This window comes from Bacillus sp. OV166 (assembly GCF_900177675.1).
Taxonomy (GTDB): Bacteria; Bacillota; Bacilli; order Bacillales; family Cytobacillaceae; genus Neobacillus.
Map to the genome: position 1 here is coordinate 5,944,118 of NZ_FXWM01000001.1, position 21,569 is coordinate 5,965,686.

21 protein-coding genes are annotated in these 21,569 nt (G+C 39.7%); 4 read left to right on the forward strand and 17 right to left on the reverse strand.

All coding sequences use genetic code 11. The features are described from left to right. Window positions 1-102: 102 nt before the first annotated feature. Window positions 103-885, reverse strand: coding sequence for a phytanoyl-CoA dioxygenase family protein (locus tag CCK98_RS29195; protein WP_088089802.1), 783 nt, complete (start codon window positions 883-885; stop codon window positions 103-105). An 89-nt stretch (window positions 886-974) separates the two neighbouring features. On the opposite strand from CCK98_RS29195, the gene CCK98_RS29200 reads away from it, so the two are divergent. Continuing rightward, a complete protein-coding gene (locus CCK98_RS29200; RefSeq protein ID WP_088089803.1) occupies window positions 975-1,898 on the forward strand; it encodes an AraC family transcriptional regulator in 924 nt (307 codons plus the stop codon). Between the two features lie 66 nt (window positions 1,899-1,964). On the opposite strand, the gene CCK98_RS29205 is transcribed toward CCK98_RS29200, so the two are convergent. From CCK98_RS29205 to CCK98_RS29220, 4 genes are all read right to left on the reverse strand, one after another. Next, window positions 1,965-2,861 carry a DMT family transporter gene (locus CCK98_RS29205; protein WP_088090585.1) on the reverse strand — a complete coding sequence of 299 codons (897 nt, stop codon included), beginning with the start codon at window positions 2,859-2,861 and terminating at the stop codon, window positions 1,965-1,967. A gap of 166 nt (window positions 2,862-3,027) precedes the next feature. Beyond that, window positions 3,028-3,819 carry a putative hydro-lyase gene (locus tag CCK98_RS29210; RefSeq protein WP_088089804.1) on the reverse strand — a complete coding sequence of 264 codons (792 nt, stop codon included), beginning with the start codon at window positions 3,817-3,819 and terminating at the stop codon, window positions 3,028-3,030. A 33-nt stretch (window positions 3,820-3,852) separates the two neighbouring features. After that, window positions 3,853-5,091: an NRAMP family divalent metal transporter gene (locus tag CCK98_RS29215; protein WP_088089805.1), complete on the reverse strand. Its 1,239-nt coding sequence runs from the start codon at window positions 5,089-5,091 to the stop codon at window positions 3,853-3,855. Window position 5,092: 1 nt separating this feature from the next. After that, window positions 5,093-5,863, reverse strand: a complete 771-nt coding sequence (locus CCK98_RS29220) for a LamB/YcsF family protein (protein WP_088089806.1) — start codon at window positions 5,861-5,863, stop codon at window positions 5,093-5,095. A gap of 268 nt (window positions 5,864-6,131) precedes the next feature. On the opposite strand from CCK98_RS29220, the gene pxpB reads away from it, so the two are divergent. Both pxpB and CCK98_RS29230 read left to right on the forward strand, forming a co-directional pair. Next, window positions 6,132-6,866, forward strand: coding sequence for a 5-oxoprolinase subunit PxpB (gene pxpB / locus CCK98_RS29225; protein ID WP_088089807.1), 735 nt, complete (start codon window positions 6,132-6,134; stop codon window positions 6,864-6,866). Further along, window positions 6,863-7,858: a biotin-dependent carboxyltransferase family protein gene (locus tag CCK98_RS29230; protein ID WP_088089808.1), complete on the forward strand. Its 996-nt coding sequence runs from the start codon at window positions 6,863-6,865 to the stop codon at window positions 7,856-7,858. Before pxpB ends, CCK98_RS29230 begins: the two co-directional genes overlap by 4 nt. Window positions 7,859-7,990: 132 nt before the next feature. Here CCK98_RS29230 and CCK98_RS29235 read toward each other — a convergent pair whose 3' ends face one another. The 11 genes from CCK98_RS29235 to CCK98_RS29285 form a co-directional block, all read right to left on the reverse strand. Further along, window positions 7,991-8,746, reverse strand: a complete 756-nt coding sequence (locus tag CCK98_RS29235; RefSeq protein WP_088089809.1) for an IclR family transcriptional regulator — start codon at window positions 8,744-8,746, stop codon at window positions 7,991-7,993. Window positions 8,747-9,891: 1,145 nt separating this feature from the next. Further along, window positions 9,892-10,104 carry a hypothetical protein gene (locus CCK98_RS29240; RefSeq protein WP_088089810.1) on the reverse strand — a complete coding sequence of 71 codons (213 nt, stop codon included), beginning with the start codon at window positions 10,102-10,104 and terminating at the stop codon, window positions 9,892-9,894. 53 nt (window positions 10,105-10,157) lie between these two features. Continuing rightward, window positions 10,158-11,129, reverse strand: coding sequence for an ROK family glucokinase (locus CCK98_RS29245; protein WP_088089811.1), 972 nt, complete (start codon window positions 11,127-11,129; stop codon window positions 10,158-10,160). Window positions 11,130-11,272: 143 nt separating this feature from the next. Next, on the reverse strand, window positions 11,273-12,460 hold the full coding sequence (locus CCK98_RS29250; RefSeq protein WP_088089812.1) for a Gfo/Idh/MocA family protein: 1,188 nt from the start codon (window positions 12,458-12,460) through the stop codon (window positions 11,273-11,275). 71 nt (window positions 12,461-12,531) lie between these two features. Further along, window positions 12,532-13,353 (reverse strand): sugar phosphate isomerase/epimerase, encoded by an 822-nt coding sequence (locus tag CCK98_RS29255; protein WP_088089813.1) that lies wholly within the window; start codon window positions 13,351-13,353, stop codon window positions 12,532-12,534. A gap of 439 nt (window positions 13,354-13,792) precedes the next feature. Beyond that, window positions 13,793-14,593 (reverse strand): SDR family NAD(P)-dependent oxidoreductase, encoded by an 801-nt coding sequence (locus CCK98_RS29260; protein ID WP_088089814.1) that lies wholly within the window; start codon window positions 14,591-14,593, stop codon window positions 13,793-13,795. Between the two features lie 128 nt (window positions 14,594-14,721). Beyond that, a complete protein-coding gene (locus CCK98_RS29265; protein WP_088089815.1) occupies window positions 14,722-15,015 on the reverse strand; it encodes a putative quinol monooxygenase in 294 nt (97 codons plus the stop codon). 44 nt (window positions 15,016-15,059) lie between these two features. Further along, entirely contained in the window at window positions 15,060-16,337 is a 1,278-nt protein-coding gene (locus CCK98_RS29270) for an MFS transporter (RefSeq protein ID WP_088089816.1), read from the reverse strand. 55 nt (window positions 16,338-16,392) lie between these two features. Further along, the gene (locus CCK98_RS29275) at window positions 16,393-17,364 is read right to left on the reverse strand and encodes a sugar phosphate isomerase/epimerase (protein WP_088089817.1); all 972 of its coding nucleotides are present in this window, start codon (window positions 17,362-17,364) and stop codon (window positions 16,393-16,395) included. After that, window positions 17,361-18,539 (reverse strand): Gfo/Idh/MocA family protein, encoded by a 1,179-nt coding sequence (locus CCK98_RS29280; protein WP_088089818.1) that lies wholly within the window; start codon window positions 18,537-18,539, stop codon window positions 17,361-17,363. The genes CCK98_RS29275 and CCK98_RS29280 overlap by 4 nt, the downstream gene beginning before the upstream one ends. Window positions 18,540-18,986: 447 nt before the next feature. Continuing rightward, window positions 18,987-19,997, reverse strand: coding sequence for a LacI family DNA-binding transcriptional regulator (locus CCK98_RS29285; protein ID WP_088089819.1), 1,011 nt, complete (start codon window positions 19,995-19,997; stop codon window positions 18,987-18,989). Window positions 19,998-20,185: 188 nt separating this feature from the next. Here CCK98_RS29285 and CCK98_RS29290 point away from each other — a divergent pair, with 188 nt between their 5' ends. Continuing rightward, the gene (locus CCK98_RS29290) at window positions 20,186-20,392 is read left to right on the forward strand and encodes a hypothetical protein (protein WP_142292206.1); all 207 of its coding nucleotides are present in this window, start codon (window positions 20,186-20,188) and stop codon (window positions 20,390-20,392) included. A gap of 41 nt (window positions 20,393-20,433) precedes the next feature. Here CCK98_RS29290 and CCK98_RS29295 read toward each other — a convergent pair whose 3' ends face one another. Further along, window positions 20,434-21,555 carry a GerAB/ArcD/ProY family transporter gene (locus CCK98_RS29295; RefSeq protein ID WP_088089821.1) on the reverse strand — a complete coding sequence of 374 codons (1,122 nt, stop codon included), beginning with the start codon at window positions 21,553-21,555 and terminating at the stop codon, window positions 20,434-20,436. Window positions 21,556-21,569: the final 14 nt, after the last annotated feature.

Sequence of the window (21,569 nt, forward strand, 5' to 3'; positions counted from 1 at the left end):
CAGACAAGTTTACCGTGAATCCCCAAAAATTCCGCTTACAGTCATATTTTTTCAAAAAATTAAACATTCAATTATAATTCAAGCTCTTCTTGTGTAGGAGACTCAAAATACTACTTTTGAGGCAAAATCAGCATGATAATCACGGAATGTTAAATTTTCTCCACAGACCATTAAGCCTTGCCCCCAGTTCACGTGAACATCGGCAGTCGGTTTATCCAACGGATCACGATACTGGAATAATACGTTTCTGCGCGGTCGGTTACTGCGATTACTATCCGAACCGTGTACCGTTAAATAATTAAAAAACAGTACATCCCCTGCTTCAGCAGGGCAGGGAGTCCCTATGGAAATCGGATATTCCTTATGATTTAAGAAATGACTGCCTACATGAGAAAGTGGTCCTTCTTGATGAGATTTTGGTATCACCCTTAGGCATCCGTTTTCCAAGTCTGCATCATCAAGATGAACACTAGCTGCCAGCATGGTATGACTTTCATGTGGGAAATACGGATGATCCTGATGCATTGGAAAAGCTGCTCCCTTTTCAGGTGGCTTCACCAGCATTTTGGAGTGATGTAATTGCACATTCGGCCCGATCAGCTTTTGCAATATAGACACCATGTTGGGATGGATAACGGCCCTAGAGAAAGATGCGTCATGATAATGAACGTCATGAAACCCTTTTAAAACAAGTTTTTTTAACTCGTTTGGCGGGATGTACTCCCCTTGCCAGGCATGATTTCGATCATGTTTAGTATTTGCTGCACGTTGAATAATGCGTTCAACCGCCGTTTTCATTTGCTCTACTTCCTCATTAGAAAAAACCCCTTTAACAAGCAAGTATCCATTTTCTTTGTAAAAATCAGCATCCTTTAATGTAATCATGATAATTTCCTCCTTTAAGATTAATAGTATAATTGTTATAATTTTAAGAAATTAATGAATTCCAGTCTTTATCAGAAGAGGCTGTTTTTTTGTCTTTTGAAGACATCGGAGGGATATTTTTGGTCGTCCAATCATGTAAACTCAGTGAAGGAATGTTGAATCAATATGCTATGCGGCCAATTGGAGAAGAAATTTCCTTTAAGGTGCATTATTGGGGAGTGAACCCGGAGCATTTTAACAATCCGGTCCATAGGCATTCATTTTTTGAAGTTTGTTATGTACTAAATGGAGAAGGACAGTATAAAGACCTAGATGTACAATATCCGTTAAAGAAAGGTACAGTATTTTTATCCCGTCCGAACATTCATCACCAAATTTTAAGCGAAACAGGACTTTTTCTTGTATTTGTTGCTTTCGAGATTTTACATAAAAAATCAAAGGTTGATGCCATTAGCATGTATAATCTACTGGCGAAAACAAATAGAATTTGTACCAGTGTTGCTGATGATTCCCCAACGGCCTTACTATGGAGGGCATTGGTAGATTATACGTCAAACGGCGGTGCCAACGATTTTAACTTCATTACTAATATGGCACACTCGCTCATCCTGTCCTTTAGCACTATGTTTTCCGAAACAAATCAGAGAAGTCGAAATCAAGAAAAAATGTTTTCGAATCGTTCTCCCACCCATTTATATCAAGCAAAGCTTTTCATTCGTGATAATTTATCAGAACCATTGAAGCTAGAAGATGTCGCCAACTATCTTCACATTTCTAGTCGTCATTTATCAAGGATCTTTTCCACTGAACTATGTGAAAGTTTCTCCAATTATATTCGCAAGGAAAGGGTAAAAGAGGCGGCTTGCCTGCTTGAAATGACAAACATCCCTATTAAGGAGATAGCTGATGTAGCCGGCTTTGGCTCAGTGCATTACTTTACACGCGTATTTACTACGATGATGAACGTTTCACCTGCTAAGTATCGCAATGATTATGTGAAAAAGAAAATATAGTCTAATTAAAATAAGCCCACGAAATCAAGTGGGCTTATTAAGGAATATTTAATTAAGGCAATGATTTTATTTATTACTCATCCTTTTGTTTATAGGTTTATACTTAAAATTCACAAAATGAATGCTTGTGGCAACTAATAGCATCCCGACAATTAGTGTATAGGTCACCGTTTCTCCCAAGAAAAGCACGCCGAGGAGAACAGCAACAATAGGAATGAGAAACGTATAGGAACCAACTTTGCTTGCCTCACCAGCATTAACAAGCTTGTAGTAAAGGATGTAGGCATATGGGATGCCAATGGTCGCACCAAAGCAGAGCCCTACTATGTAATATCGATTCCATTCGATTGCAGACCAGCTTTCAAACACTGTTCCGGTACCTAGGAGGAAAATGCCTCCAATCACAGATTGAATCGCCACCATCCAAAATGCATCCACTTCTTTGCTTACTTTCTTTACGTAGATAACACCTGACGCCCAACTTACCGCTGTTAGTAACCCGAGTATCACTCCGATTGCTGAGATATGAACGGTCAAACCATCGACACTAACGACTGCGATCCCAACGAATCCAAGCAATAACCCCATGATTTGGATTGGCGATAAATATTCTCCAAGGAACAGCCAAGCGAAAAGGCCAAGTAAAATCGGCTGGAAATAGACAAGTACGGAAAACAATCCACCCGGTAAATAGAGCAATCCTAACGTTTGAAGCCCGAAAAAAAGGATGGAGTTAAAGAAAGCCGCAATAAAGTACTTCTGCCAGTTTTCCCTCCAATTGATCGCCTTCCGCGTCTTCCAAATAATTAGCGTCAACAAGATTCCGCCTAAAAGTGAACGCAGTCCTGCATAAAGCAATGGCGGTGAATAGGGTACTGCTAATTTATTAATTGGCCAGCTTGCACCCCAAATCAAAATGAGCACAAACAGCGCAACCTTTGATTTTGTAGACATATTCTCCATCCCCTTTTCAACGACAAACAAGCAGGTCGCACTCGTCACCGTAAAGTTCAAAGAGACGACGCACGGATGCATCGCCTCACTATATTAAAATACTTTGCAGACACTGTTTATCGCAGTATCTTCTAAAAGACTACGAAATGTTTAGCCTAATTTCAATAGATACGTTTTAAAGCACACTGAATGCTTCATCTTTTATATCACTAATGAACATACATCCTGGTGCATGAGTAATCATGATGGAAGGCTTACTTTCCATCGCAACGGCTTGAGGAGTTACACCACAAGCCCAAAATACAGGAACCTCCCCTGGTTTCAAGGACACAGCATCTCCAAAATCAGGTCTTGAAATATCCATGATGCCTATTTCGCTTGGATTTCCGATATGGATTGGCGCACCGTGTACTGCCGGAAAACGAGACGTAATCTGAACGGCACGGATGGCATCCTGCGGTGTCATTGGCCGCATACTAACGACAGTCGGCCCCTCAAACAGGCCTGCTTTTTCACACTTAATATTCGTTTTGTACATCGGAACGTTACAGTTTTCCTCGATATGTCTGACCGGAATACCGCTCTCAAGGAGTGGTGTTTCAAATGTAAAACTGCACCCTAGCAAGAAGCCCACCATGTCGTCTTCCCAATACTCGGTAATATCTGCGACTTCCTCTGTAAAAACACCATCTCTGTATATACGATATTTCGGGATGTCTTTACGGATATCTGCACCTTTTGCAATCAGAGCAGGAACAAATGAGCCAGGCTCCGTCACGTCCAATAAAGGACATGGCTTCGGATTCCGTTGACAAAACAGCAAAAAGTCAAAGGCATGCTCTTTTTTTAAGACCACCAAGTTTGCTTGTGTATACCCTTTTGACATTCCTGCAGTTGGTCCTGTAATCTCTTGCTTCCGAATCAACTCCCTTATTTTTTCCGGCTCCAATGTTTCATAGTTCCCCATAGTGTCCCCTCCTAAAATGGCAATCTTATAAAATTACTTAAAAATCAAAGGTAATTGTTCGATCAATGTCACTACACTCAAATAGCCCATGATCACAACAACAAAACCACCCGGAATAGTCAACCATAGCGGATGCTTGTACTCACCAACGATACTTTTCTTGTATGCGGCAACTAATAATGTACCTAAACCTAGTGGCAAAATAAGGGCATTCAATGCTCCAACGATAATCAAGATCGTTACTGGTCTTCCAACAATTGCAAATGTCGCTGTTGAAATAACAATAAATGCAATAATGACCCAATTTTGGTACTTCTCAATGGTTGGATGGAACGTGCGGATAAATGAAACCGACGTATACGCCGCCCCTACAACAGATGTGACCGCCGCAGCCCACATAATCACACCAAACATACGATAACCGACGTCACCTGCAGCAAGTTGGAACACCGAAGCAGGCGGATTCGCTGGATCAATCGCAAGTCCTTTTGTTACAACCCCAAGAACAGCCAAGAATAATGCCACACGCATAATACCCGTAACGAGAATCCCTGTAACAGAGCTTTTTGTAACTGCTGGCAATGCTTCCACACCTTTGATACCCGCGTCTAATAGACGGTGTCCGCCTGCAAACGTAATATACCCTCCTACCGTACCTCCAACAAGCGTAACGATAGCAAACATGCTAATCTTTTCCGGCATAAACGTATTCACAATCGCCTCTCCAACCGGCGGTGCTGTCGTAAATGCAACGTACAGCATGAGGAGGATCATAACTAACCCTGCGATTTGCGCGAATTTGTCCATTGCTTTACCTGCTTCTTTAACGACAAAAATAAAAATCGCTAACAGTGCACTAATCACTGCACCTGTAATGGGATCCCACCCAAGCATGGCATTAAGACCCAATCCAGCGCCAGCTACGTTTCCGATATTAAACGCCAAACCGCCTATGACGATAAGTATGGCCAATACAAATCCGAGTCCAGGGAACACTTTGTTGGCAATTTCTTGTCCACGCAAACCGGAAACGGCAATAATTCTCCAAATGTTCATTTGTGAAAAGATGTCTAATAATAATGAAATTAAAATAACAAAGGCAAAGCTTGCAGCCAATTGCTGTGTAAATACAGTGGTTTGTGTCAAAAATCCGGGTCCAATCGATGAAGTCGCCATTAAAAAGGCGGCACCGAGTAAGACACTTCTACTTACCTTCTTTTTCCCCGAAACGTTGTCAGCTTTTTGTGTAGAATCAAATTTAGGATTTTCCATGCTAAACCTCCAAGTTGCAGATTGCTGTTACAGTAATATGGTTCTTTTTTAACGTTTCATTAATATATTTGGCAAAGGCTAGTGCATGTGCACCATCTCCGTGAATACAAATGGTATCTGCACGTAGCGAAACTTCTGTCTTTTGCTGAGATACTACTTTTCCTTCTGTCACCATTTTCACAATTTGCGCGACAGACTGTTCTTGATCTGTAATCATCGCATCCATTTGTGAGCGAGAAGTCAAAGACCCGTCCGCTTGATACGTACGATCTGCAAATACCTCATGTGCCGTTCGTAGACCAATCTTCTCTCCGGCTTTTGTCAATTCACTGCCGGCAAGGCCGAATAATATTAATGACGGGGATACGTCATAAACCGCTTGTGCAATGGCTTCGGCAAGTTTTCGATCCTTGGCAGCCATATTGTACAATGCACCATGGGGTTTTACATGCTGCATTTTTTCATTGAACGTCATTAAAAACCCTTGCAATGCTCCAATTTGGTAGACGACCATGTCATATCCTTCTTGTGGGGTTATAGCCATTTCCCTTCGCCCGAATCCGTTTAAATCTGGCAAACTAGGATGTGCTCCAATTTTGACCCCATTGGCAATGGCCATCTTCACCGTTTCTCTCATCACACTTGGATCTCCGCTATGAAAACCGCAAGCTATATTTGCAGATGTAACGTATTTCAAAATTTCTTCCTGCTCCCCAAGCTTGTACCGGCCAAAACTCTCCCCTAAATCACAATTCAAATCCACTTGAAACATGTTTCTCCCCTCCATCTCGATCACTCGTCTACCGTGCAAAAAGCGCTTTCATCTTTATTTTGTTCCGATATTCGGAACTATAGTTTTGAAACTTAAACCAATTCTAGCATAAATATTTTCAATTGAATATAATTATATGAAAATTATAAATATCATAATATTCCATATTTATAGACTTGTATTTAAATTTGTATAAACTATAATATTGGTAGTATCCGTTTAACAGAACCTAGTTACCGAAATTCGAAACATAGAGGAGCTGATTATAATGGCCCATCCAAAAAATAATGTTTACATAAGGCCTTTAGGGGATTCTGCTCTTGTCATTCAGTTAGGCGATGGAATTAGCCCCGCCATCCATGAAAAAGTGAAAAATCTATCCAACTTATTAGAAAAAAAGCCGTTTACAGGATTCTTTGAATCTGTACCGTCTTATAATAGCTTGACCATTTATTACAATCCTGTTGCCGTCTATTTGTCCAACCCAGATAAAGAAGCAACAAGTCCTTATAAAAAAGTAAGCACATTCATTTGGGCGTTACTAGATCAATTAGGAACGAGTGAAAAACCTGAACAACGGCTAGTAACCATCCCAGTCTTGTACGGAGGAGAATTTGGTCCAGATATAGAGTACGTAGCAATGTATCATGGACTTTCTGTTGAAAAAGTAATTCAAATTCATTCGTCAAATGATTACTTAGTCTATATGATTGGCTTTGCGCCAGGGTTTCCGTTCATGGGGGGAATGGACGAAAGAATTGCCACACCACGTAAGGATTCACCCCGCCTAGCCATCGCGCCGGGATCTGTTGGAATCGCTGGAAAACAAACAGGCATCTACCCGCTGGAAACACCAGGAGGATGGCAAATTATCGGTCGTACCCCGCTTGATTTGTTCCTTCCCGAACTTTCACCGCCAACGATGTTACAGTCTGGAGATAGAATCCGATATGTACCAATTACACATGAAGAGTATGCTGCCTATAGGGAGATGAAACAATGAGCATTAAAGTGCATCATCCTGGATTATTGACTACAATCCAAGATTTAGGGAGATTCGGTTCACAAAAATTTGGGGTACTCGTAAGTGGTGCAATGGATCCTATTTCTCTTAGAGTGGCAAATTTACTCGTTGGAAATAACGAAGGGGAAGGTGCACTTGAAATTACACTGTTTGGGACAACTCTCGAATTTGAAACGGATGAGTTAGTTGCGATTACAGGCGGTGACCTGCAGCCTACGATTGATGGAAATGTTGCACCGATGTGGCGGCCGGTCCTGATTCGCAAAGGCTCTATTTTAAAATTTAAATCCGCCATTAATGGCTGTAGGGCCTACGTTGCATTCGCAGGCGGAATCGATGTTCCCGAAGTGATGGGAAGTAAAAGCACTTATCTTCGTGCCGCTATTGGTGGACTTCACGGCAGAGCATTGCAAAAAGGGGATGTGCTTGAAAGCGGAACCTTCAATAGACTCAGTCGGGCATTCGTTCATCAGCTCGAACAAATGACTACTCATTTTCCATGGTCAGTCAACTATACCGAATTTATTTCATTCAATAAAGCACAAACGATTAGGGTTATACGAGGGGCAGAGTTCGAGCGTTTCGATAAGGCTAGTCAACAAACGTTTTTTTCAAACCGCTATACCCTAACCACTCAGGCTGATCGGATGGGCTATCGATTGGAAGGCGAATCACTCAACTTATCAGAAAAATTTGAGCTTCTATCAGAAGGGGTTACGTACGGGACCATTCAAGTACCTTCAAACGGAAAGCCGATTATTTTAATGGTAGATCGACAAACGACTGGAGGATATCCCAAAATCGGTCAAGTCATTTCCGTCGATCTGCCTTGTTTGGCACAGATGCAACCCAACTGTGACATTGAGTTCAAGGAAGCTTCGCTTGAACAAGCAGAATTAGAACTAATCATGCAAGAGCAGAAGCACCGTAAATTAGCGTTAGGCATTCGCTTTAAGGCACTTTATGAATGAGAGTACAGGTGCAGATGAAAATGAAAGATCTGACGTGATTTTAAGCGGCGACTTCACACGAAATACCTTGAAACGTAACGGGGCGGTCTCTACATCAAACTGTGTGTTGATGTAGAGACCGCCCCGTTCTTTTCATTTCGTATAGCCTAATCGAATCGATATTTCCTCTGCAACTTTTTTCACTTTCTTCGCATAGTTCTCAATGTTATCACCTTGATAATTCGCTTCAATGCCCGCTATACTAATGCCCGCTATCACTTCACCTTTATGATTAAAAATCGGGGCGGCAATCGCAGATGTATGGTTTTCCAATTCAGAATGGCTGATGGTATATCCATCGATTCTCGCTTGGTTTATCGCCTCATAAATTCGCTCTTTGTCCGTAATTGTCCCTTGTGCAAACGATTTGAGCTCAGTGGATTCGAGATATTCTTGCACTTCTAAATCAGGTAAAAAGGACAAGATCGCACGTGGACAGGCCCCAGCATAAAGGGGACTTTTCCTTCCAATCGCAGTATACAGACGAACCTTTTGTTTTGTGTCAATTTTCTCGATATAGATTGCTTCGTTCCCTTCTCTAACAATCAAGTTAATGGCTTCCTTAATATCATTATGTAATTCAACCATAAATGGGTAGGCAATCTGACGTAGATCAATCCTTGCCAAAACCAGATGGCCAAATTTGAGAAACAAAAGTCCAAGTCTGTACTTCGAATCACTTCCTTTTTCCACAAACCCCATTTCCTCTAACGACGAGAGCATTCGATAGACTGAAGTTTTTGGAATCCCTGATAGATCAATAATTTCTTGAAATGATAATTCGGAATGCTCTATAAATAGATTTAATACATCCATCGAACGGACAACTGTTTTATTTTTGTTGTTCATCAATTGTAATCTCCTTCTCAAACACCATTCCACAGTATAGCGAGATTATCGTGCAAAAATACGCCTAACGTATTTAATATAAAAATAATTCTACACGATAAATTCAGACATTTAAACCTAAAAAAACCAAGGGAAAATCCTAACGGGTTATGATACCTGTCGCAGAACGGTAAAATGTAAATGAAATAGACCATCAAATTGTAATTAAATTTGATGGTCTATTTTTGTTCATATATAGGCATTATTGTAATATTATTGTCTGTATTTGTAGTGCTATTTGCACACAAAAAACAGACTTAAAGAGTTTTCTGTAAGTCTACAAATTGTATTACGTTTATATATACAAATTGGCGTAAATAAAAGGTTGAGGGGCTTTTTTAAGATAAGTGGAATTCTTCTCTTAATAAATTTTTGACTTCTTCGCTCCCAGTTAGCTCTAATGTTATTGAGTCTGCTCCACCACTTACACATAGTGAGAATTTTATGAATGGACAGCATCGATTTTCGTAAGAAATCCATTCAGCAATTTTCAATAATAATGATGGTTGATTGGGATAAATAAAAGTATAACCATTAGGAATTTCCTCAACTGACACGTAATCTTACAAACTTCGGCAACATTTGCTCAGAGCTTTTCTTAATTATACGTTTGATTAAATATCCTTAACCCCCTGATATAAGAGGTTACTAAACACATCAAGTAAAAAAGATTGTCGGTATTTACAATTAAATTTTTTATAAAATGAAGCCATTATTTCCTAGAAAATGAGCAATTTCTACTTTTTCTCCATTTTTCGTCTTTTTTTTGCTTTTTCACCATTAATTAAACGTTTGATTAAAAACAGCTTCATCCCTTTTAGATACTGGTTTGTTGAATCCGAAAACAGGAAAAAAATGTCGAGGAGTGTGGCTAATATTCAAGTGGAATGGGTTTGTTTAACAAGAGGCTTAATAAAACTTGATCAACTGGGTACTATCGGAAAAAATAAAAAAGAAGTATTACAATCACAAACCTATTAACGCAAAATCAAAAGGCATGAGCGGTTTAATACCGTACTCATGCCCAGGAAGCTGCAAAAGTGTTAGTTATAACACCGATATGTCGCAAAAAAAGGGACCCATCCGTCGCCCCAAACTAATCCATATCAATAGAATTCATTACTAATAATCTGGGAAGTATTTGCTTTACCATCCAGTTTTTTCACAACCTCAGGCCAACTTAATTTTAACCTACGGCATATGGTTGTACTTAAAACTTGCCCTTTCCTCTTCAACAAATCATAATCTCTCTGGTTAGTTGAACCAATCCGAAGTAATTCTCTTTTTAAATCTATAAGGGTTTCTTCCTTTGATTTCAATAAAACCACCCCCCATTTATTCCGACTAATCATTGGACATATTGGAGTTTAGACTAATTAATTAGTTTCTCTTTCGCCAACCATGCTCCTCCAATTACCCCTGCATCATTGCCTAGTGTGGCAGTAACAATCTCTAAACCTTGGGCCACTCTTGGAAAAGCAAACGGAAAAAATTCTTCTTTTAAAGGTTTCAACAATGTGTCACCTGCTTTTGAAACGCCGCCTCCAATGACAATTTTTTCAGGATTTAAGCCATTGGCCAAATTCGCCAGCGCCAATCCTAAATGGTAGGCAACCTGATGAATGACTCGCTTGGCGAGTTCATCCCCTTCGTTTGCAGCATCAAAAACTTGCTTGGCAGTTATCGTTTGATGCTTCTCATAATAGTCTCGTAATTGACTTATAGAATTGGAAGAAGCTAATTCCTCAATTGCCAAGCGGTCAATTCCTGTTGCGGACGCTACCGTTTCCAAACATCCCGATTTCCCGCAATTACAAGGTGCTCCGTCTTTAGGAACTGATGTCATATGGCCAATTTCACCACCAGCTCCATTTACACCATGCACAACCTCGCCATTGACGATAATTCCGCCTCCTACACCCGTTCCTAATGTTACACAGATTAAGTTTTTAGCTCCTTTGCCGGCGCCCTTCCACATTTCACCGATTGCCGCAATATTGGCATCATTGTCAACAACTACTGGCAAGGATGTTTCCCGCTCAAGAATAGCTTGTAAAGGGAAGTGCTCCCAGCCCAAGTTTACAGCCACTTCAACGGAACCGTCCTCCGCATTAACAGGACCCGGCGCTCCGATTCCGATACCGATTAGCCGATTTTTGGTATGATTTAATTCGGTTAACTTTTGATCAATCGATTTTACAATAGAAGTGGGGATGTGCCGACCGCTATCCATTTTGTCCGTATCGATTTCCCAGCTATAAAGGATATCGCCACTGAGACTGATAAATGCCATTTTAATCGTGGTGCCGCCTATATCGACACCTACTAACCATTTTTCTTCCATAACCATTCACTCTTTTCCGCATTATAATAGTGATTTTCTACTTAGCTAACTAAAAAGAACCTAAAATCCACTTAGGTTTTATTAAGATTCCTTTATTCATTTCTACAAAAGAGGCTCCTCGATTGAGAAGCCTCTTTTCGTTTTTATTTGACAGCTGCTGCTGTTTTTTCAAGATTAACCCATTGTTCTTTTTCAGCAGATTCAAGGATCGCATCTGCAATTAGTTCTATTTGGTATCCATCATTGAAGTTTGGTGAAAACTCTGTATCTTCAGCGATTGCTTTAAACAAATCATATGTTTCAATGATTTTTGTTTCGCCGTAACCTATACCTAGAGCAGGGATTGGCCATAATCCTTCACCGTATGGAGTGGCAGGTCCTGTATAAACCGTTCTGAAGCCTTTTGCATCGCTTGGATCATCGGCGAAGCAAACTTGAAGCTCGTCACGGCGCTCATAGTTAAAGTATAGAGAACCTTTTTCACCATGAATTTCAAAGGTTAGGAAGTTGTTGCGTCCCCATGCATTACGTGTTGCTTCAATCGTTCCAATGGCACCATTATCAAACTTGACCATCGTAATAAATTCATCATCTACATCAACGGCAGCTTTCGGTACATCATTTCCGCCATTTTTCACTGTACCTAATTTGTCAATACCGCCAGTTTGAATTGGTCTTTCTGGAATCCATGTTTTTGTCATTGCATTTACATCTGTAATTTCACCAACAAGGTAACGGGCAAAATCAACCACATGTGTTCCGATATCACCCAGAGCACCTGAACCAGCGATTTTCTTTTGGAAGCGCCATGATAATGGTGAATTTGGATCAGCAGACCAGTCTTGTAAATACGTTCCGCGGAAGCTTAGAACTTTTCCAATTCTCCCTTCTTCAATATACTTTTTCGCAAGAGCAACGGCTGGTGTTCTTCTGTAGTTGAAGGCAACCGCATGTTTTACACCTGCTGCTTTTACCGCTTCTAGCATTTCCTTTGCTTGTTCAGCACCTAATGCCAATGGTTTTTCACAGATAATATGTTTTCCGGCTTTTGCTGCTGCAATCGCGATTTCAGCATGCGTATTATTTGGAGTAACAATATCAATAATATCAATTTCTGGATCGTTAACAACAGCTCTCCAATCTGTAGAATAATTGTCAAATCCCAATCTTGCTGCTGCGTCTTTAGCCAATTGTTCGTTTACATCTACTACTGTATGGCGATGCGGAATTGCTGGTGCCGGCCAGAAAAACATTGGCATTCCTGCATATGCAAGTGAATGCGCTTTACCCATAAAGCCTCCGCCAATCATACCTACGTTTAATTTTTTCATTTTAGTATCCTCCCATAATTATCTTCTTGGTTTTTAATGAAGTCTTTGCTATTCCTAATGAATGTAACTTATTATGCTTGATTTACTTTTTCAAATTGAGTTAAATAGCTGCGGCTGATTTTTGCCCCTTGCTTCGGATCTGGGTAGCTGTCTAACTCTACCGTAATCCAGCCATCATAGTTTGCCTCTTCTAACGCTTTAACCATTTCATCAAATTTTTGATGACCTTCGCCTAGAGGTAAAAACTCTCCATTTGCATAATCTTTAAAGTGAACATATTTAATGCGATCTACATATTTTCTAATTACCGCAACAGGATCTCCACCGCCGGCTTCAATATGCGCCGTATCCGGGCAAAGATTAATTGTTGTTAATGGCATTAATTTATCTAACTGTTCAGGAGCCTGAACGTTCGTTCCCAAATGAGGATGATAACTTGCAATAAGATTATATTTTTTAGCAATCTCTACCACTTTATTAAGTGCATTACCAAGAGCTGAATAATCGCTTTCAAGGATGCCGTTTGTGCGTACAGCTCCGCCGCCGACAACAAGATGCTCAGCCCCTACTTCTGATGCGAATGCCGCTACACTTTCAATTTTCAATAATTCTTCTTCTAAAATATCCGGGAAGATAAAATTCCCGCCTGTATATACGCCGACCAAATTTAAAGAATGATCATTCATTAATTTTAAAAACTCATCTTTTTTATCCTTGTATTGCATCAAGTTTCCATCGAAGATTTCGAAGCCTTCATAGCCAGCTTCCGCAATATCCTTTAATGCTTCTTCTGTTGATCCATAGGCAAGGTAGTAAAGATCCTTAACAGAAGTAACACCTGCTGGATGACCAACTACGCCGCCCCAAGTATTTGTTTGATATCCTAATTTCATGTGATTACCTCCATATATATTGGAATTTAGTATGCCATATTTCATAGTAGATAAATCGAAGCAAACTCACCTCCAAAATAGTAATCGATTACATTTTTATTAAAAATATCTTTCCACACTTCCACAAATAACAGTATTTTGTACATCTTTTAAGATATCTAGCAAACAACTAAAATGTAATCCATTACATTTTTACTTACAGATAAACAACTGCTTTCTAAAGGACACAATGATTTAATCTCTCTTTAATTCTAGGAAATAATATCATCTGGCAAGAATAAAAGATTTTGTATCCCTTACACAAATGATTGTAATCGATTACACCCAAAAATGCAACCCTATTTTTCAATTGTCACAGATTGTTCACCAAACATTTATATAATTCGAAATAAATCAGACGACATACTTTTCTTGTTAGGCTCTAAGTATCCTTTTTATCTTAGAGGCTGGCAACTGATCCACCATCAACTCGAAGGTTTACACCATTAATAAAAGAAGCCTTGTTTGATGCAAGGTAAACGACAGCAGAAGCAACTTCCTCTACTGTCCCTGGACGTTTTACTTCAACATGAGGGCGATTTTCCTTTAGAAATTGTTGAATTGCTTCATCATAACTTATATTCTGCTTTTCTGCGTTATCTTTTAACAAGTTCTCCAGCATAGGTGTCATAATAAATGCCGGCGATACCGTATTGACAAGGATTCCATCTGCAGCATAGGCCTTAGATAGGCTTTTTGTAAAATTAATCAGTGCAGCTTTGGAAGCATTATAATGAGGCATGAACGCGTCCGGTTGAATACCTGATTCAGATGAAATATTAATAATACGGCCTAATCCTGTTTTTTTCATATAGGGAATCACAGCTTTTGTCACACGTACAGCTCCAAAAAGATTGACATCAAATAAATGTTGCCATTGGTCTATATCCAATGATTCAAAGTCATCAAATCCACTGGCGATTCCCGCATTGTTAACGAGAATATCAATGGTCTTATAACGGTCAACGGCAGTAGAAATAAGATGATCCACATCGGCTTGTTTCGTTAAGTCCGCTTGAACAGCAAGCACACTTCCACCCATCTTTTCAATCTCAGCGGATGTTTTTTTCAAAGCCTCTTCACCTCGTCCACAAATAATAACGTTTGCGCCTTCCTCCGCGAACGCCATCGCAATAGCCTTCCCAATACCTTTACTACCGCCGGTCACAAGTACAGTTTTATTTTTAAATTCTAGATTCATGTTTTATTCATTCCTTTCTAGGTAGTAAGACAGTATAATCTTCGTTTAAATCGCTGCTTAAAGTTATCAAATAAGGATTAACTCTAACCGATACTCGGTGGAGTTAATCCTTATGTTTGTCCAACTAATTAATTTTTTAATGAAGCCTCAAATAATTCTGCATGGATCGGTTCAGAGACTATCGGTTCAACAGCCTTAATGAATCTTTTAAAATGAGGGGTCTCCTCATGCTGCCCGATCGCTTGTTCATCCTTCCATTTCTCTACAAAGATAAAGCTATTCGCCTCTTCCGGATCCTCATAGTAATGGTAACTGATATTTCCGAACTCTGCTTGAGACGGTTTCGTTACAAGTCTGGCCTCTTCTAGAAATATTTCGCGAAATCGCGCTTTCACCTTGATATTTGCATGGATAATAATCATCGTTTCATCCTCCTTGGTTATGTTTCGTCTTTAACTCTGCTTGCTTAACCCGCATGTTTCTCTTGTAGAAATCTTTCATCCTGTTTCTCTTCAGACGGAAGCTTCATAAACTTCATTAAATAAGCACCAAGGAAATACATGCCTGCGAAAATCCACATAATACCATGAACACCAATAAGTCCGATGAATGCTCCAACAATTGCCGGTGCGATAAAGTAGGACATCCCTGCACCAAAACTTACTATCGCCATCGCAGACCCTTTATTCTCAGGAGCCAGCGATGCTACAAGAGCTGAAAGTGGGACGAAACCACAAAGAGTAATCCCCATTATAATACCGACAATATTCAAGGCTAAGAAACTGCTGCCAAAAACCTGCGGCGTGTAAAGCATAACTAATAACATGACACCCATACCGAAGCTGCCAAGCCATTGAATCGTTTTGCGCCAGCCTAACCATTTATCACTAATGTAAGGAATGATCAGGTTAAAGATGATATTCGCAAACCACATCGTTCCCCACATTTGCAAAAACTGTTCAGTCGTGAATCCATATTCAGAATGCAAATAAAGAGGGAAAAAGATTGGCAGTGAACCGATGCCTGTGGAATTGATAATTCGGACCACGCCGCCAATTGCCACTTTCGGTTGTTCGATACAAATGGTAAATCCACTCAATAGGCTTTTTAGTTTTTCCTTCGGATTTCCTTTTTGTTCTTTTCTCATATCGTCTTTCACTACGATACAGCCAATAATTCCTCCAACCAATACCCATGCCACAGCACTCCACAACAACCCAATATAACCAATCTTCGGAAGCATGTAGGCAGGGAAAAAGCTTCCTACAACATAGAGCCCGCCGCTCCAAGCAGCCCAAAACAATCCAACAGCTGTCGCCAAAATGCGATCAGGACTGCGATACGTAACCCACACTAAGAATGAATAGCAAAATAACGGATAACCCAAACCGCGAATTCCATAAGTCGGTAGCATAATAGCGTAATTATTTAGCTTTAAACCATATTCAATGAATAGAACCTGACCAAGTAACCAAGTTACAAGTCCGATAATCATGACTTTCCTTGGTCCCCACATCTCAGTGAGTACACCTGAAAAGTAAGAGGCAATAGCCAATATGGCTCCATAAACAGCAAAAAGTGTAGCAGATTGTTGAACGGTCAGACCCTTTTCAATAAGATACGGAGATAACCATGCGTGTTCAAGACCGTCACCAGCCATAAAAATTAATGTTGCAACAAATCCCCAAACCACTCCCATAGGAAGGCCGCCAAGAGTACGTTCCTGACCTAAAACCGCTTTCATTTTCAACACCTCTATTTTATAATGTTAGGGGATTAAGAGGAAGATTAACTCCTACTTAAGCCCACCACATTTCCGATACTTTCTCTTTAAACAACGTTCCTTTTAACAGTGTGATGGCTTTCATTAAACCTTCATCGGTAGACGCAAGCATATCCTCATGTTCAATGGAAACAACGTAATCATATCCTACAGCCCGAAGTGTACTGATGATGTCCTTCCACATTTTTTCATTATGGCCATATCCGACAGAGCGGAATGTCCAAGAGCGATCCAACACTTTACTGTAATGCTTGGTATCAAGAACACCATTCACCTTAATATTTGCCTGGTCTAAATACGTATCTTTCGCATGGAAATGGAAGATTGCATTTTCCCTGCCTAATTTTTTAATAGCTTCGACTGGGTCGATTCCTTGCCATACCAAATGGCTTGGATCGAAGTTGGCTCCGATGTTCACTCCTGCTTGTTCTCTTAGCTTTAGTAGTGTTTCCGGATTATAGACAACAAATCCCGGATGCATTTCGAAAGCAATTTGATGAATCCCATGCATTTCAGCGAATTTCGCTTCTTCTTTCCAGTACGGAATAACGATATCATTCCATTGCCATTCTAAGACTTCTGCATATTCTGGAGGCCAAGAGCAGGTCACCCAATTTGGAAACTTGGCACCCGGATGATCCCCTGGACATCCAGCAAAACCATTGATAACTGGTACCTCTAACTGTTCAGCCAGTAAAACCGTTTTTCTCCATACATCATGCGCCTCTTTGGCAGCCTTTACATTAGGATGTAGAGGGTTGCCATGGCAGCTTAGTCCGCTGATTGTTAGTTCCCTGCTTTCAATCGCCCGTCGGAACGATTTGATTTTATCTGGATTCCCTAACAATTCATCGGGATTACAATGACTATTCCCTGGATAGTTACCGGTTCCTAACTCAACGGCCTCTACTCCTATTTGGGCTAATTTATCTAACATGGCTTCGAAAGGAAGATTTTGATATAGAACTGTAAACACACCTAGTTTCATACTAAAGCCTCCTTATCCGCACGAACCTTCACCCATTTTTGCTGTTCATGACTTTCCAGAATGGCATCCGTAATCGCCATTGAAGTATGACCGTCTTCAAATGTGGCGAAATTCGGTTTATCCTGGAGCGGATCTTTGCCTTCACGAATAAACGTATAAACATTGAACATCATATTTTTCAGAGCGTCCGGCCAGCCTTCATTATGTCCGCCAGGATGATGGATGGCTGATTTTGCTTCCGGTGAGAAGAGTGCTGGATCGGCAAGCAGGATTTCATTCGGCTTATCCCTGTGTCCCATCCATAATTTTTCAGGCTCTTCTTGATTCCAGAAAGCAGAGCTTTTGCTGCCATTGATTTCAAAGCTTAGTCGGTTTTTCCGTCCTGCACTAACTTGGGAAACGGTAAATACTCCTCGTGAGCCATCCTCGAAACGAACGAGTACGGATGCATAGTCTTCTGTATTGATTGGAACATCTTCATATTCCATATCTTCAGTTGTCTGTGCGCCAAAAGTAGCTACGTTTCCTTTAGGCTTCTTTCTTACTGGAACAACAGTTGCTAAATCAGCAAATACTTCTACAATCTTTTTACCTGTTACAAATTGAACAGTATCACACCAATGGGAACCGATATCTGCTACAGCCCGTGATTTTCCGCCCACTTCCGGTGCTAAACGCCAGTTATAATCCGTCTCATACAATAACCAGTCCTGCAAGTAGCTTCCGTGTACCAAATTCACTTTCCCAAAGTCACCGTTAGCGATCTTCGCTCTTAGGTTTTGTACACTTGCATGCTGTCTGTAATTAAAGTTCACACCATGTACGACACCCTGTTTTTGAGCTAAAGCCAATAATTCTGCTGATTCCTTGCTGTTCATCGCCAGTGGTTTTTCAGATACAACATGCTTACCTGCTAAAATAATCTCTTTATTAATCGCAAAATGAAGATGGTTTGGTGTGCAATTGTGAATAACCTGAATTTCCGGATCCTGCAGCATTTCGCGGTAGTCGCCGTAGGCCTTTGGAATACCAAGCTCGGCTGCCTTTTTTTCAGCCATTTCTTGACTAGATTCAGCCAATCCTGCTACTTCCACAAATCCAAGTCTTCTGATTGCTTCAATGTGTGTAGGTCCAATAAAACCTGTACCTATGATTCCTACTTTTATTTTTTTCATCTTAACTCATCCTCCAAATATTAATTTTTTTAGAGCCGGGTAACGAGTAGAACGCAATATATAAATGCAATCGATTACACTTAATATCAAAATAGAAATGAATTAGAATGAATAGAGATATTGAAATTAGTGTAATATTCATAATGAAAATTTAGTAATCGAACCTCAAAATGTAATGGATTACATTTTGGTCGAAAAAAAATTTCTATTTGTTATTGAGCAAATATGAATTTTTTCTCTTTTTTTCGACACCCTTATTGTAATCGATTACAGAATATAATTCAATATTTTTTTTAACTTCCCTGATTCTTTTTTGTAAGTAGGCATCAAAATCGTTCCCCATACTGTAATAAACCAGCAAAAGGGAGCAATCCCTTTTCAAGAATTACTCCCTTTTGCTTTTCATATAAATCTTTATTTTTTTAGCTTCTAACAAAAAAGAAAGAACTACCCTTCTATGGTAAGTTCTTTACATGAATCACGGACTATCAGTTTATCAGGAAGAATAAATTGATATTTATTATCTAATTCTTCATTATTAATTATTCTTAGCAGTAAATGCATCGCTTTTTGACCCATATCGAACGTTGGCTGGGCAATCGTTGTTAGGGCAGGTTCAAAGATAGATGCAAATTTAATATCATCAAAGCCAACAACAGATAAATCTTCAGGAACTCTAACACCTTTTGATTTAGCGGCTTTAACTACACCCATTGCCATTTCATCATTTCCGGCAAAAATGGCTGTAGGAGGTTCCTCAAGTGACAAAAATTTCATCATTAAATTAAATCCACTTTCAAAAGAAAATTCGCCTTCTTGTACCAAACTTGGATCAACGGATAGGCCGTGTTTTGCCATCGCTTGATGAAATCCCTTACATCGGTCTCGGCCAACTACTACATTCAAGGGTCCGCAGATATGTCCTATTCTCTTGTGATTTAAGCTAATTAAATATTCTGTTGCTTTTCTTGCACTGCTAACATTATCAATTGAAACAGTAGGCAGCTGGGAGCCCTCATAGTATTCACATGCCAATACCACAGGGTAATCCTGGGATAATTCCTCTAATATCTTTTGATCTGTCCTTGCTGTTAATAAAATCAAACCATCTGCTTTTTTCTGACCTAAAATAGTCAAATAACTGGCTTCACTTTCCACAACGTTTCGAGCATCTCCAAGAAGCACCTGATATCCTTTTTCTATTGCAACCGATTCAATTCCGCGCAGAACCGCAGAAAAAAAAGTATTGGTTATGTCAGGAACAACAACAAGAATAGTTTTTGTTTCAGATCTTCTCAATTGTCTTGCCAGCATATTTGGTTGATAATTTAAATTCTTTATTGCTTCCAAGACCTTTTCAGCTGTTTCTTTTTTTACAGTCCCTGCATTACTTATCACTCGGGATACTGTGGCTGTTGAAACATTTGCCATTCTTGCAACATCTGCAATTCTTACCATGAATTTCTTTCCCTTTCAGTGTTTCTTTTACATCATTGTAATCGATTACATAGAGAAATACAATGATTTTACGTAAATCAACAAAATATAATTTCCGCGAAATTCTAATCTTTCTTGAATTACTTTCTTATAAAAAGAGAAAAATATTCGGTAAACGTATGATGTATGAGATAAACAGGAGATGCTTCTTGCATGAAAATATTGGTTCTTTTTTTCTTGGTCTTTTTCTTAAGTACGGCTATTGCAATCATGATGGATTTGATGATGGGAATGAGTCTTATTATGTCTATAACAAATTTGAAGAACCCGTTTTGGGTTATGACCCTTCCGGAATACGTTATCTTGTTCATCATGCTATCAATAATGTTTATTCCATCCATGTTTTCTTTCTTTAAACAAAGGAAACAAACACAAACGCGTAAAAAATTTTAGCTGATTACTGTTGGTCCTCAGATGAATTGGAACGGTAAAGGCCCAATCGTTTACGAATCAAATGGACCACTAGAAGAAGAACGGGAATGACGACAGAAAAAAGGGGCAAGAGAAACTTCACAACAAGTTTCCCTTCTTCATTGTGTTCTAACAAATCACTCGCTATCATCATCGAGAGGAAAAGAATAATAATTCCAAAAGGTACTACCATCTTTTGCTTTGTCTGCACCTTGAATAAATCCGATGCCGCGATTACGGCGGCATAACAATAGATCGATGCCTTGAAAAAAACACCGATAATCAGAGTGAGTATGGCAATCACGTCTACTCGCTGCAGGAAATCTGCTATGTTCACATAAATCATCGTGGAATACAAAGGAAAAGTGGTCCGGCTATATATTTTTGTCCCTAGAACAGAGATTTCAATTGCATGCGTGATACTTAATACGATGGCGCTGAACATTAAGGCCTTCACACCTGTCTTCCTTCCCGCTTGGAGTTTATTTAGATAGGGAAAAATCGTGGTAAAACAAATCATTTCACCAAATGGAAACATGAATATATAGGGGTATGCTGCCGTTAAAACGGGTTTCCACCCTTTTCCTAGCACAGGAAGCAGATTATTAACATCAATGATGCCGGAAAATAGCACCAGGACATGGCCTAAAACACCTAAAACAATCAGAATCATCAGGTAGATTTCCGCCATTCTGGCCAACACTTCTATACCCTTATGTAAGACATAAACAATCGAAATAATCATTAAGGCAACGACCGCAAATAATGGCGTTTGGTCATACGCGGCGGTTACCAATAAATCACCAGCTTCCCGCAAATCTCTGGCAGCGATATAAAGGAAAAAAGGAACATATAAAAAGCTCAAGGGCCATCCGATATATTTGCCAAGAATTTTCCGGGCATACCCGCTTAACGGCAGATCAGGATATTGACGAAAAAAATAATCGTAAACGAGAAATAACAGAATGCCCCCAATCGAAGCAAGCAATATCGACAGCCAGACGCTTTGCTGTGCCGTAAAACCTATTGGAATAACAATTGCAGTTCCCATTTCAAACAACACTATCAAGGCAAACAATTGTCTTAAGCTGATTCTTTCTTTTCCCATGTTTACCTAATCCA

What these genes read in the sequence shown, in the direction of transcription:
- CCK98_RS29195 (WP_088089802.1), bottom strand. Translation starts at nt 885, where the DNA reads ATGATTACATTAAAGGATGCTGATTTTTACAAAGAAAATGGATACTTG.
- CCK98_RS29205 (WP_088090585.1), bottom strand. Translation starts at nt 2,861, where the DNA reads ATGGAGAATATGTCTACAAAATCAAAGGTTGCGCTGTTTGTGCTCATT.
- CCK98_RS29210 (WP_088089804.1), bottom strand. Translation starts at nt 3,819, where the DNA reads ATGGGGAACTATGAAACATTGGAGCCGGAAAAAATAAGGGAGTTGATT.
- CCK98_RS29215 (WP_088089805.1), bottom strand. Translation starts at nt 5,091, where the DNA reads ATGGAAAATCCTAAATTTGATTCTACACAAAAAGCTGACAACGTTTCG.
- CCK98_RS29220 (WP_088089806.1), bottom strand. Translation starts at nt 5,863, where the DNA reads ATGTTTCAAGTGGATTTGAATTGTGATTTAGGGGAGAGTTTTGGCCGG.
- pxpB (WP_088089807.1), top strand. Translation starts at nt 6,132, where the DNA reads ATGGCCCATCCAAAAAATAATGTTTACATAAGGCCTTTAGGGGATTCT.
- CCK98_RS29230 (WP_088089808.1), top strand. Translation starts at nt 6,863, where the DNA reads ATGAGCATTAAAGTGCATCATCCTGGATTATTGACTACAATCCAAGAT.
- CCK98_RS29235 (WP_088089809.1), bottom strand. Translation starts at nt 8,746, where the DNA reads ATGAACAACAAAAATAAAACAGTTGTCCGTTCGATGGATGTATTAAAT.
- CCK98_RS29245 (WP_088089811.1), bottom strand. Translation starts at nt 11,129, where the DNA reads ATGGAAGAAAAATGGTTAGTAGGTGTCGATATAGGCGGCACCACGATT.
- CCK98_RS29250 (WP_088089812.1), bottom strand. Translation starts at nt 12,460, where the DNA reads ATGAAAAAATTAAACGTAGGTATGATTGGCGGAGGCTTTATGGGTAAA.
- CCK98_RS29255 (WP_088089813.1), bottom strand. Translation starts at nt 13,353, where the DNA reads ATGAAATTAGGATATCAAACAAATACTTGGGGCGGCGTAGTTGGTCAT.
- CCK98_RS29260 (WP_088089814.1), bottom strand. Translation starts at nt 14,593, where the DNA reads ATGAATCTAGAATTTAAAAATAAAACTGTACTTGTGACCGGCGGTAGT.
- CCK98_RS29265 (WP_088089815.1), bottom strand. Translation starts at nt 15,015, where the DNA reads ATGATTATTATCCATGCAAATATCAAGGTGAAAGCGCGATTTCGCGAA.
- CCK98_RS29270 (WP_088089816.1), bottom strand. Translation starts at nt 16,337, where the DNA reads ATGAAAGCGGTTTTAGGTCAGGAACGTACTCTTGGCGGCCTTCCTATG.
- CCK98_RS29275 (WP_088089817.1), bottom strand. Translation starts at nt 17,364, where the DNA reads ATGAAACTAGGTGTGTTTACAGTTCTATATCAAAATCTTCCTTTCGAA.
- CCK98_RS29280 (WP_088089818.1), bottom strand. Translation starts at nt 18,539, where the DNA reads ATGAAAAAAATAAAAGTAGGAATCATAGGTACAGGTTTTATTGGACCT.
- CCK98_RS29285 (WP_088089819.1), bottom strand. Translation starts at nt 19,997, where the DNA reads ATGGTAAGAATTGCAGATGTTGCAAGAATGGCAAATGTTTCAACAGCC.
- CCK98_RS29295 (WP_088089821.1), bottom strand. Translation starts at nt 21,555, where the DNA reads ATGGGAAAAGAAAGAATCAGCTTAAGACAATTGTTTGCCTTGATAGTG.